Source organism: Novosphingobium fuchskuhlense (assembly GCF_001519075.1).
GTDB lineage: Bacteria > Pseudomonadota > Alphaproteobacteria > Sphingomonadales > Sphingomonadaceae > Novosphingobium > Novosphingobium fuchskuhlense.
In genome coordinates this window covers 48,687-59,962 of the sequence record NZ_KQ954246.1, presented here as the reverse complement: position 1 = coordinate 59,962, position 11,276 = coordinate 48,687, and the positions used below count along the sequence as shown (strand labels likewise).

Annotated in this window: 15 protein-coding genes and 1 pseudogene; 8 read left to right on the top strand and 8 right to left on the bottom strand. The window is 58.9% G+C overall.

All coding sequences use genetic code 11. The features are described 5' to 3' along the window. The first annotated feature begins 5 nt into the window (after positions 1-5). Genes AQZ52_RS14235 through AQZ52_RS14220 form a run of 4 tightly spaced genes read left to right on the top strand, consistent with a single transcriptional unit; the run spans position 6 to position 3,839 of the window. Positions 6-725, top strand: coding sequence for an alpha/beta fold hydrolase (locus tag AQZ52_RS14235; RefSeq protein ID WP_169793753.1), 720 nt, complete (start codon positions 6-8; stop codon positions 723-725). Then, a complete protein-coding gene (locus AQZ52_RS14230; protein WP_067912360.1) occupies positions 707-1,858 on the top strand; it encodes a cobalamin-independent methionine synthase II family protein in 1,152 nt (383 codons plus the stop codon). Before AQZ52_RS14235 ends, AQZ52_RS14230 begins: the two co-directional genes overlap by 19 nt. Further along, positions 1,855-2,619 carry an HpcH/HpaI aldolase family protein gene (locus AQZ52_RS14225; protein ID WP_205626498.1) on the top strand — a complete coding sequence of 255 codons (765 nt, stop codon included), beginning with the start codon at positions 1,855-1,857 and terminating at the stop codon, positions 2,617-2,619. The genes AQZ52_RS14230 and AQZ52_RS14225 overlap by 4 nt, the downstream gene beginning before the upstream one ends. Positions 2,620-2,627: 8 nt before the next feature. Next, positions 2,628-3,839, top strand: coding sequence for an MFS transporter (locus AQZ52_RS14220; protein ID WP_067912356.1), 1,212 nt, complete (start codon positions 2,628-2,630; stop codon positions 3,837-3,839). Positions 3,840-4,025: 186 nt separating this feature from the next. Here the strand turns inward: AQZ52_RS14220 and AQZ52_RS14215 are convergent, their stop codons facing one another. The 5 genes from AQZ52_RS14215 to AQZ52_RS14200 form a co-directional block, all read right to left on the bottom strand. Then, positions 4,026-4,391, bottom strand: coding sequence for a thermonuclease family protein (locus AQZ52_RS14215; protein WP_067912353.1), 366 nt, complete (start codon positions 4,389-4,391; stop codon positions 4,026-4,028). Positions 4,392-4,571: 180 nt separating this feature from the next. After that, the gene (locus AQZ52_RS18595) at positions 4,572-4,736 is read right to left on the bottom strand and encodes a hypothetical protein (RefSeq protein ID WP_169793752.1); all 165 of its coding nucleotides are present in this window, start codon (positions 4,734-4,736) and stop codon (positions 4,572-4,574) included. 117 nt (positions 4,737-4,853) lie between these two features. Further along, on the bottom strand, positions 4,854-5,078 hold the full coding sequence (locus AQZ52_RS14210; protein WP_067913971.1) for a helix-turn-helix transcriptional regulator: 225 nt from the start codon (positions 5,076-5,078) through the stop codon (positions 4,854-4,856). A gap of 95 nt (positions 5,079-5,173) precedes the next feature. Next, positions 5,174-5,668: a helix-turn-helix domain-containing protein gene (locus AQZ52_RS14205; RefSeq protein ID WP_169793751.1), complete on the bottom strand. Its 495-nt coding sequence runs from the start codon at positions 5,666-5,668 to the stop codon at positions 5,174-5,176. 458 nt (positions 5,669-6,126) lie between these two features. Continuing rightward, a complete protein-coding gene (locus tag AQZ52_RS14200) occupies positions 6,127-6,867 on the bottom strand; it encodes a DUF7146 domain-containing protein (RefSeq protein WP_067912347.1) in 741 nt (246 codons plus the stop codon). Between the two features lie 89 nt (positions 6,868-6,956). On the opposite strand from AQZ52_RS14200, the gene AQZ52_RS19295 reads away from it, so the two are divergent. Continuing rightward, on the top strand, positions 6,957-7,649 hold the full coding sequence (locus AQZ52_RS19295; protein ID WP_420806454.1) for a lytic transglycosylase domain-containing protein: 693 nt from the start codon (positions 6,957-6,959) through the stop codon (positions 7,647-7,649). A gap of 356 nt (positions 7,650-8,005) precedes the next feature. On the opposite strand, the gene AQZ52_RS14195 is transcribed toward AQZ52_RS19295, so the two are convergent. The 3 genes and pseudogenes from AQZ52_RS14195 to AQZ52_RS18590 form a co-directional block, all read right to left on the bottom strand. Then, positions 8,006-9,058 (bottom strand): tyrosine-type recombinase/integrase, encoded by a 1,053-nt coding sequence (locus AQZ52_RS14195; protein ID WP_067912344.1) that lies wholly within the window; start codon positions 9,056-9,058, stop codon positions 8,006-8,008. Positions 9,059-9,090: 32 nt separating this feature from the next. After that, positions 9,091-9,267: pseudogene (locus AQZ52_RS19290) on the bottom strand (hypothetical protein); the annotation flags it as partial. A gap of 53 nt (positions 9,268-9,320) precedes the next feature. Next, positions 9,321-9,539, bottom strand: coding sequence for a MerR family transcriptional regulator (locus AQZ52_RS18590; protein WP_156424960.1), 219 nt, complete (start codon positions 9,537-9,539; stop codon positions 9,321-9,323). 109 nt (positions 9,540-9,648) lie between these two features. Between AQZ52_RS18590 and AQZ52_RS14190 the strand changes: the two genes are divergently transcribed. From AQZ52_RS14190 to AQZ52_RS19135, 3 genes are all read left to right on the top strand, one after another. After that, entirely contained in the window at positions 9,649-10,038 is a 390-nt protein-coding gene (locus AQZ52_RS14190) for a helix-turn-helix domain-containing protein (RefSeq protein WP_067912341.1), read from the top strand. Between the two features lies 1 nt (position 10,039). Then, positions 10,040-10,477, top strand: coding sequence for a hypothetical protein (locus AQZ52_RS14185; RefSeq protein ID WP_067912338.1), 438 nt, complete (start codon positions 10,040-10,042; stop codon positions 10,475-10,477). A gap of 92 nt (positions 10,478-10,569) precedes the next feature. Beyond that, the gene (locus AQZ52_RS19135) at positions 10,570-11,274 is read left to right on the top strand and encodes a lytic transglycosylase domain-containing protein (protein ID WP_240481672.1); all 705 of its coding nucleotides are present in this window, start codon (positions 10,570-10,572) and stop codon (positions 11,272-11,274) included. Positions 11,275-11,276: the final 2 nt, after the last annotated feature.

Genomic DNA, 11,276 nt, shown 5'->3' with positions numbered 1-11,276 from the left:
GAAACATGTGTGATGCCCAGATGTGGCGATTTGGTGGAACGGCCATCGAAGCGATGCTGGAGCAGAGCTTCGGACAGCCGTCTGTTCACGTCGATACACGAAACGGGGCATCCCTTGCCGAGATGGCAAGTCGCGCGCTGGACGAGACACAAGGCGCAGTCGTGGCGATTGGCTTCTCGATGGGTGCGATTGTCGCGCTCGAAATGGGTGCTCTGGCACCCGACCGAGTCCGCGGTCTTGTCCTGTGCGCTTACAACGCCGGTTCTGACCTCGCAGCCCGCTCGCCCCATCGGCTCAGGCAACAGGAAACGGTACTTTCCGGCGGACTTGATCGCATCATCATCGATGAGCTCAAGCCCGTCTATCTGGCACCGGCAAACCGCACTAACGAGGCGCTGCAATCCGAAATCCTGTCCATGGCTCGTCGGCTCGGTGCCGAGGTGTTCGTCACGCAAAGCGAAGCTCTCCGCAGTCGGCCGGATCGCATAGCAGCCTTGGCCGGACTGGCCTGTCCAGTGCTTTTCATCGCCGGAGAACATGACACGATCTGCCCGATCGAGTGGCACGAACGCTGGGCGGAGTTGACCCCGCGATCAACGCTCAAGTTGGTGCCGGGTGCAGGCCATATGATCCCGATGGAAGCCCCTCATGCATTCAGCAGAGCGATCGAGCTTTGGATAGCGGACTGTCGTGAAAGGTACCCAACATGGCCCAACGAATCCTGACTACGCACGTCGGCTCACTGCCGCGATCACAAGCCGTGACCGACCTTGTCTTCGCTGCGGAAAGAGGCGAAGCGATCGATCCCCAGACCTTCGACACCACGGTTGCCGCCGCAGTGGACGATGTGGTCAGACGTCAGGTGGGATCCGGCCTGGACATTGTTTCCGACGGAGAAATGGCCAAGATATCCTACGCCACCTACATCAAGGATCGCATAACCGGCTTTGCGGGCGATTCCCCGAGGATCCCACCAGCTGATCTTGAGCGGTTTCCGGGATTCATGGCGCGTCAATCGAAAGGTGGGGGCACGCCAACGTATCGGCGGCCACGGTGCGTTGAGGCGGTCAAGCCCAAGACGCTGGCACCGCTGCATGACGATCTGCGCCGTTTCGAAGCGGCGCTGGAAGCGCATGGGAACCCGGCCGGCTTCATGAACGCTGCCTCTCCCGGTGTGATCGCACTTTTTCAGCCAAATGACTTCTATCCGACGCAGGACGCCTATCTTGAAGCGCTCGCGGAAGCCATGCGCCCAGAGTACGAGGCGATTGTTGCGGCAGGACTGATACTGCAACTTGATAGCCCGGATCTCGGTCTGGGTCGCCATATGATGTACAAGGATCGTAGCGACGAGGATTACCTCCGATTGATCGGCGGGCACATTGAGGCGCTGAACCATGCACTTCGCAATGTTCCTGCAGACCGGGTGCGCATGCACGTGTGCTGGGGCAACTACGAAGGACCGCATTGCTGCGACGTCGAGATGGGTGTCATCCTTCCGACTTTGCTAGCTGCAAAGCCGGTAGGCCTGCTGTTTGAGACATCGAACCCCCGGCATCAGGCTGACTGGACCTACTTTGCCGAAATCGCGAGCACGATACCGGAGGATAAGATCCTAATTCCCGGAGTGATTGATTCGACAACGAACTTTGTCGAACACCCCCGGGTTGTAGCGGAACGGATCGAGCGATTTGCGGGCATCATCGGACGGGAGCGGGTGATTGCGGGCACCGATTGCGGCTTTTCGACGTTTGCCGGTTTCGGCGTGGTCGATCCAGACATCGTCTGGGCTAAGTTTGAGGCGCTGGCCGAAGGCGCCGAGATTGCCAGCACAAGGCTCTGGAAAAAGGCAGCATGATGTTGAAGCAGCGCATCGCAAGCGGCGCCCCCATTCTGGGCACATTCGTGAAAACACCGCACCCTCACGTCGTCGAAGTGCTGGCGAGCAGCGGACTCGATTGCATATGCCTTGATGCCGAACATGCACCGTTCGACCGGCGCGACCTTGACCTGTGCATCATGGCCGCCCGCGCCGGCTCTCTTGCGACTTTGGTCAGAACCCAGTCCAGTACCGCACACGACATCCTGAATGCCCTCGACTGCGGAGCAGACGGTATTGTCGTGCCTCACGTGCGATCCGCCGACGAGGCGAGGTCCATCGTGGCAAGAAGCCATTACGGCCGCGGCGGCGGCCCCACGAGGCGCGGCTATGCCGGGTCTAGCAGGGCAGCAGAATACGGACAGCGCACAATCGCGGACCATATGCGGGCAAGCGCTGAACGCACGGTCATCGTTGCGCAGATCGAAGACCTTGAGGCAATCGACAACATCGATGCCATTGCGGCGGTTGATGGTATCGATGCGCTCTTCGTTGGGCGGATCGACCTCACCGTGGCCCTCGGCTGCACCTCACCGGATGATCCGTTGGTCATTGAGGCAGTAAAACACGTCCTCTCGGCAGCACAAAAGGCAGGGCGGCCCTCGGGACTGTTCACGCCTCGCCCGGCGGACGTTGCGCTTTGGCGTGACCATGGTGCAAGCCTGTTCCTGCTAGGATCGGATCATGGGTTTCTGCGTAGCGGTGCAGCGCAGCTGCGCACGCAGGCCGGTCTGGACTGATCAGGGGTATGGAAGCATCGAGCCAACCAAGCCCAGCCCGCCGGATCGGGGCTCTTGTCTTTCTGCTGGTTGGCTACTTCTTCTATGCCTGGTCGTGGAACACGGTTGACATCCTGCGCCCCTATTTCAGGGCAGATTTCGGACTTACGCTGGGACAGACGGGCGCACTGTACTCGCTCCAGGCCATCGGCGGCATTTGCGGAGCGATAATCCTGGGTCAGGTTGCCGACGTCATTGGTCGGCGCAACACGCTGGTGATCGCGATGTTGGGATATGGCAGCATTCTGGCTGCCGGCGTCTTCCTGCAAAGCTATTCCGAACTGGTCGCACAACGCGTCGCGATGGGGTTCTTTATGGGCGCGATGTATCCCGTTGCAGTCGGGATTTATTCAAGCCTCTTTCCCCGTTCGGTACGAGGTCTGATCGCTGGCATCGCTCTGGCCGTGTACAATCTAGGCGTCGCTGCGCTGGGATTTTGTTCTGCTGCTGCCTTTCGCTCCGGCTTGCACTGGCACACATTGTTGTGGGCGGGCGTCATCCCTGCGGCACTTGCTCTCTTGGCCTTTGTCTTTATTCCGGATGATCGCAGGTTGAAGCCTGTCGACACCATCGTCGAGGTCGATGCTACGCCTAAGGCGCGGTTTCCAATTGCCGAACTGTTTCGTCCTGCGGTCGCGCGGCAAACAATCCTGCTTGCGCTTATGTCCGGACTTAATCTCTTTGCCTATCAAGTCTTCACGGGTTGGGCGAGTATTTATCTCAAATCTGAACGGTCTTTCGATGACGCCATCGTTGGCGACATATTGGGCTGGCAGTTTGCAGGTGCAGCCTTGGGAGGACTATTGTGGGGCTGGCTCAGTGATAGATTTGGGCGGAGGACCGGGTCGATCGGGTTTCTGATCGCGGCCTCCATCATCCCCGTTTATCTGTTTGCGCCCTTCCCCGTAGCGCTCGTGAAGCTTGTTGGCTTCCTATATGGCACCATGTTGTCCGCATCTGCGATCTGGGGGCCCTGGTTGTCCGAACTCTACCCGCCACATCTGCGGTCGACAGCGGCATCTATTTACAACTGGGGACGAGGCCTGAGCATGGTGGCCCCCCTGGTGACCGCCCCGCTCGCTGAAGCATTCGGGCTAGGTCCAGTGATGGTGATCGCTTCAGGGTGCTTTCTCCTCGCGGCCCTGATTTGGAGAACCTTGCCAGAGACGATTCAATTATAAGATATATGATCCCATATTGGCAAAAAAATCCAAGCTAATTTCAATGACGACCAAAAATATAAAAATAAACTCCGATCAAATTTTCTAAAATTATAAAATATGTTGGATGTTTTTTGGTTAAAATGCATGAATTAACGGTCTTTTTTTGGATTTTTTCAACATAACTCAACAGATTTATCGTCGTAATTATTTCCAGCGCCGCGCGAGTCCTTGCGAAATGAGATAGCGTCCCGCATCTAGTCCGTTTACGCTGATCCGCGCCAATGTCCTGCCATAGCGGTCGGTGCCAAGACGCCAGATGCGCGGCTTACCAGAAGCCATGAACGACGACAGCGCATCGCGTGCCAGCATTCCCCGATAGAAATCACACCATGCGGGGTTCTTTGTATCCGCTAATTCCTGCGCGCGCGCGCGGCTGCAGCGTTCGGAACCTCGCAGCTCAGGCGCGTCAATGTTTGCGATGCGGATCCGCTCACCAGAGCATAGGCGCACAGTGTCGCCATCATGGACCGATGCGATGCAGGAAGCGGCGTAAGCAAGGGCGAAGATCATGCTGGCGTTCTCCAAGGCATTATCACGCAGTCATAGCCCAGCAACTTTCGGATTGTGGCGTGACCCTGCGGCGTACCTGCCGTGAACAGGTTGACCATCACGACGAGTTTGGAGCCGTCGCCAGGCCCTTGGCGCTCAAGGCGATAATGACAGCGACCGCAGAGCCGAAGATTGCCGTCATTACGGATGCGACATGATCGGGCACACCTCGGAATGATGCCACCATTTAGCCGAGCCATCGTCGAGCCTTACGTAGGCTTCCAACTCGCCGATCTCCGACACCAGCTGCTCAATGACGCCCTTGCGCAAATCGGGCAGCTGAACCGTCTGTCCCACCCTCAGCACGTGAAGCAATCCTTTCCCGTCGGCAGCGACCAATTGCTGGGCTATCGCCTCACCTTATTGCGATGCTCGCACGCAAGTCCAGCTCGGCAAGCAATCTGGAAAACTGTGAGCTGCGCATTATCTTTGTTGATCCAAAGGTTCGTCCTGCTCGTCTCCACTTGCAGTCACGGCGGCGATCCACGCGTCGATCTCTGCTTCAACCCATACCGTACACTTCTGCCCGAGCGAGCGCCCTTTCGGAAAGCGGCCCTCTGCCATCCGCTGATAGATCGACGAGCGCTTCAGCCCGACCCGAGCGATTACTTCCGGCAAGCGGATCAGGCGCGCAGGTGCGGCCTTCATCGATGCGGTCTCAAGAACAGGCTCAGCAGCGCGCTCTGCAAAAACTTGTGACATGGTCATGGTCTCCTTGTTTGGTCACGCCACCCCCGATCCCCTCACCGGCCGAGCACGAGAGAAATGTCGCGCTCGGTAAAATCATCAATATGTTTGGCCAGGAGCCGCGCAACGAGGCGCGAGGTGCCGATGGCCCAGCGCGGGCGCAGATCGGCAATGCGGGGGCCAAGTGTTTCGTTCATGGTCACCGGGAGTGCGGCGAGGAACTGATCGAGGAAGGCGCCCGCGTCCTCGCCGAGCCATTCGACGGCCAGATCCTCGTGCCCCAGGATGGCAAGCAGCAGGGCACCGTTGGAGGAAAACCCACAGGCATCGAGCACCCGCGACGTCTCCTCGATCGTCACGGCTTTCTCACCGCGGAGCACGCGCAGAAAGGTGTCCTTGTTCATCGCGGCCGCCCGGGCGACCTCGCGCCGCGACTTGCCCGACCTGTCCACGGCGGCAGTGAGAAGCCGTGCCAGTCTGGCGTTGATCCCTAAGGTCATATCGCTGCAGGTCATGTCCACAATCGGTCCTGGATGGTTCGACTCGGACATGTAGCGCGAGTCCGCTTCGCTAGGAACAGAAAAGAACATAGATGGAACATATCGGTTATCCTAGAATGAACCGATTCGGGGCGCTGTCTCGCAAAATGGCCTGCTTTGGCGCAGATTCTCGGCATAGATCGCATAATAATCCGCCTCACTCGGCCAACTGAGCAGCATGGCGGTTACGACAGTCGTCCAGATTTGTCCGAGAACGCTTCCTCGATTAGCCTTCTCTTTTCCTAGACCCAGTTCTCCGGCCAAGACGGTGGGGCAGCGGCGATGACCCGCTGCATCAACCCCGCTCGGAGAACGCTCCATGACCTTGCTTGCCCTCCCCTCGCCGCGCCTTTCCAAGGCCCATATCGCCAAGTCCGCTGCCCTCATCGTTCCGGCCCTCGCGCTCACGCTCGTCGCCGGTACGGCCTACGCGGGCACCGATGCCACCTTCACCACCGCGCTGACCAAGTTCACAGTTCGCTTACGCTCTCGGGGATCGAGGCCAGCCCGTAACGCTCGGTGCCGAGTGTTGCCCAGCAGGGGATGCCAAAGAGCTCCCTCGCAGAAAGGGCCGTCTCGATCCCCTCGGCGAGACCAAGCTTACCGCCGCGAGGCCCATGAAGGCGCACCGCTCCCCGGCCAAGCGCGCCAAGCGCGCGTTTCGGGCCGTCGAACCGGGCAACCGTAAAGGTCTTGAACTCCAGAAAGGTGCGATGCAGCGCGATGATCCCGAGGTCGTTGCGGACAGCAGCCAACAACGCGGGAAGGAACCTCACTGCGCCCTTGGGCCCGAGCGGGGTGCGCGGATGATACCGCAGATCGGGTGATCCCGCGGAGATGCCGCGACCTGCAAGATATCGTTCGGCAGGGCTGTCCGCGAGGCAAGTCGCTTCCCGCCAGAGCCGCTGGATATTCTCGCTCGGCACAGATTCCGGCAGAACGGTTCGAACGGGCTCGGCCCGTCCATCGAACAACGACGAAGCCTTCACGCCGCGCTGGGCCAGCGCAGCGAGCACAGCGTCATTCGGACATCCGGCAAAGCAGTGGAAAAGGATGGCCCGCGAGCCCAGCGTCACGCTGAGCGACGGCGTGCGGTCTTCGTGCGCCGGACATCGGCACATGCCGCGCGAGCGCGACCAGGTCCCGCCAAGGTCGGCAACGATCTGGCGGGCACGGACTTCGAGGCGATCGGTAACAGGGGCATTGAGCATTGGGCATCTCCATCAAGGATGCCACCGCCCGCGCAGCCTCCGCTCTGCGCCCATTCGAAACGCGCTTTATCGCGCGCTATGTTCTATATATGTTCTCACACGAGTCGGCTAGAGGAACGTTCGAGATGACCAGACTATCAGCATGTGTCTTGCCATTGGCGTTGGGACTGGCCTCGACAAGCACTGCATCGGCCGCCGAAGCTCCACTCGCGATGCCCGCACACGCTTCCAATCCTGCTGCAGGCGTAACGACTCAAACTGGACAAGGCGGGTTTGCGCTTGTGACGTTCGGTGCTTGGCCAAATCAGGAACTGAATCCGCGTCGAAGTCCATCACTCCCAGTGACCGTTCGCCCTCTTCGTGCGGTGGCGGGTGGCGATAGGCCTGGGAGTTTCAGACGAGCGATCTACCTCCCCCACGTAGCCGCGGCGGAGCGACAGTACGCGCTGCCTCCGGGACTGCTCGACGCTCTGATCTGGACTGAGTCACGCTACAACCCATGGGCTCGCAGCAAGGCCGGCGCAGTGGGCCTGGGGCAGCTCATGCCAGGCACAGCGCAGGCAGTCGGGGTCGCCAATCGCTATGACCCGAAGGCAAGTGTTTGGGGTGCTGCTCGCTATCTCAGCCAAATGATTCAGCAGTTCGGAGCGATCCACTTAGCCGTTGCAGCATACAATGCTGGACCTGGTGCGGTACAAGCGGCCAGAGGCATTCCAAGCAACGCGGAAACGCCAAAATACGTCCAGAAAACACTGCAGGCATGGCGACAATCCACGCGCTGATTCCCGAGAGTTCGAATTCTTCGGCCTCCGCCAAACGCCGATGGAAGAGACGGGCCTGAAGCTCTTCGTCAGGCTCGGCCGGCTCAGTCGGGTTCCCCGACCAAAAAACAGCAACCCTGAGGTGCAAATTGGGCCAAACCGCCCGTAATCCGGGACTGCCGAAAAGTGTGGGATAAAGTGTGGTCTGTTAAAAATCTTGTTTATAAATTTTGCCATATATTCCGATGTTTATCCAATTTTATCGGCTTCCTCCGTCTCCGCCATCGCCTTGATTTTGGGCGATTTTTCATAAAGCCGAAATCCTTTCGTTACCGGCCAACGGCTCAAAACCGTTGGTGCTGTGACCACTTTTGTGACTACCCCAGCTTGGCTGCCTGTTGCTGGTCGGGTGTCAGGAAAGCGAGATAGATCTCCGTCGTCTTGACACTCGTGTGACCCAAAATGCCCTGAAGTGCGTAGATTCCGCCGCCATCCCGCAGGTAGCGAACGGCGAAAAGGTGGCGCAAATCATGGAATTTGAAGCGCACGAAGGGGTGTCCGCGGTGTGACCACTTTTGTGACCACTTGCTCGCCAATCTTCGCGCCGTCGCCCCGAACTGGGAGGAGACCCAATCCATCGTTTTTCCATCCGCACGGTGGAAGACGATCTGCGATCGATTGGTCTTGGGCTGACGCCTGAGAATGGCGATGGCACCCTTGGAAAGCGGCACCGCACGAAGCTTGCTACCCTTCGTCTTGTGAATGGTCGCTACGGCCCGGTTGAAATCGATGCACTGCCATTCGAGCTGCACGATTTCATCCTGACGCATGCCGGTCTCTAGGGCGAACGCGCAGACGTCAGCTACCTTCGGCGGCAATTCCTCGAGCATCACAGCGATCGAAGAATCTGTCGGCAGAAGGATGGGGTCACGGCGTTCGCGAATGCGCTTCCGGTTGATCTGCAAAGCTGGGTTCTCGACGATCCAGCCCTCGTCCTGAGCAACCGAGAGAACTCCGGAAATCGCGGTGAGGTCACGACGTATCGTTGCATTGCTGACGCCGTTAGCACTGCGGGCCTTAATCAGGTCTCGCAAGCAAGCCGTGTCGATCTCGCGAATGCCCTTGTTGTCCAGCCATTCTCGGCATTGCGTCAGGCTGACCAGATAACGTTTATAGGTGCTCTCAGCGATTGAGCCCGAAGCGTGGTCATTCCAAGCAATCACGGCGTCCTGCCAAATCTTCGGCGGAGCAATGCCGTGATGGATCTGTTCCTCGATCTCTTGCCGGACTCGCTCTAGCGCCCGGATTGCCTTTGCCTCGGCGCGCTTCGCTGGCTCAACACGGACATGTAGTGACTTTCGGTACGTGCGTCCGGCAACCTGGAAACGGCCCCAGTAGACACCGTTGCGGATGGATATGTTCTTGGGCATGGCGTGACACCTTCGGGCGTTTCGCGCGCCCATTTCCTGAGTTTTGCGATATCGAACGTCCATCGGCCTGCGGGCTTGGCAGCACCCGGAATCGCCCCCTGAGCGGCGAGGTTCTGTAGGGTCCTCATCTTGAGTCCCGAAATCCGCATGGCATCCTCAATGGAGACCCGTTCGAGTTCAAATTGTGCAAAGGATTGAGACTTCCCCATGGAAATTCACCTCTTGGGGGATGATCGGATTGACGTGTTGAGCTCGGCTTCGATCACGCCGTCGAGTGCTGGATGTGATCGCCTTGATCCGCGCGCGGCGAGGCCGGCTCCACAAAGTGGTTGGCAACGAAAACATCGATCGCGTTCGACGGCAGCATCAGTCGTCCGTTCACGCGAATGTGAGGAAGTTCCTGATTGGCCACCAACCGCCGGATGCGGCAAACTGACCATCCGGTCTGGGCGGCAAGCTTGGGGAGAGTGAGGAATTGCATAGATCCTACCTTTGTTGTAATTCAGCTCTAATGGACCGCAAGAATCACAATCGAATGATTAACTCATGTTTGTGAGTATGATCAAGCGTTTTATGCAAAGCGCTGGCACATGAGCATCGGAGGGCGATTCCTGGAGGTCCGGAAGGCGCGGGGGATCAAGCAAACCGACGTTGCTGAAGCGATCGGCATCTCTCACGGCGCAGTGGTCAACTATGAAAAGGGCAGAGACCCGCCAGCAAACGTGATCATCGCCTTCAGTAAGGCATTCAACGTCAATCCAATGTGGTTGCTCATGGGCATCGGCCGGGCCGACCAGAGCAGCACCGACGACCTATACGGCCGATCAATTGAAATCGCCTGGACCTACCTCGCCCGCGGAGGGGACGAAGTCGCGAAAGCCGATCTCGTCAAGCTAGGCAGCGCGTTGTTCCAGTACCTCATGGAGCATGGCGACATCAGTGAAGCCATGGCCGAGAAGCTGCTTTCGTTGAGTGCATAAAATGAACGACAACAGGACTGATCCAATCTCCGACGCCCGGATTTTAGCCGCAATGCAGGCGGTGAACCCATCGCTGGAAGTTCTGATGGCTGACCGCCTCGCGCTCCGCCAAGATGCCAACCGGACTCGCGCCGAATTGGAAAGCGAGCGACAGCACGCAGCCGAACTTCGCCGCTTTCGCGAACTCCTGATCCCACGCTACATCGCTGCGGCAAAGACAATCACGCTGACTGCAGCCACGATTGGCGTAATCGCACTGGCGGCCGCCTTCTTCACGGGTCTGCTAGAGATCAAAACCACCGCCTCCCTCTTCATCTCTCTTTTGTTGCCGCTGTGGTTGGTCGAATTGGCCGAACGCAAATTTGGCCGTTGGGAGGTTTCATCGCTCGCCCCCGGCGGCATCAAATTCCGGCATGCGGGCAGCGCAGCCGAGGGGTGAATTCGCCAACACCTTGCGCCTGCGCTTGAATTCCATGACAATGATACCGCGATAACCGGACCCGGGCCGCTCGAAAGAACGGAGCCGAGTAGGTGAATTACATATTGCGCGGATTAGTCGCCGCAACGCTGATGTGGCCGACAGGCGCGGGTGCCCGCGACATCGATTTTCAAAATTTCGAGCAAGCCACAGCGCACGCGCCCAGTTTCGTCCTCGGCGAGCCCAAGGCAAGTAGCTCCGCGCCTCTGGCTTCGACGCAGGCGAACGACAGGCTTGCCGATGCATTCGGAGCGCTGGGCGATGCGGATTCGCCCCCCGCATACCTTCTTGGGGCCAGCTTGCCGCAATCGCCATGCTATTTAGCCCGTTACCAACCGAGCCCCGGTCTCTCACCTGCAGCGGAGCGACGACGTGCCGTCTGGTTTCCGTCCATGGCGGAAGCTGCTTGTAGGTCGGGTGTTCCGGTGCCGCTGCTTGATGCCCTCATTATCCAAGAGAGCCGCTACAATCCCTCCGCGCTGAGCCCGAAAGGTGCGTCCGGCATCTCACAGCTAATGCCCGAGCGGGCTCGAATTCTAGGAGTTCGGGACGTCTGGAACCCCGTCGATAATATGCGGGGCAGCGCCCGCTATCTCCGATCGTTGCTGGATGAGTTCGGGCGTTTCGATCTGGCCTTGGCCGCCTACAACGCCGGTGAAGGTCGCGTCCGCGTTCGACATCAGGTCCCGCGCATACGCGAAACTATCGGCTATGTGTCGCGAATCCTTCTGACGATGCGAAATGGGATTGCGCGCTGAAG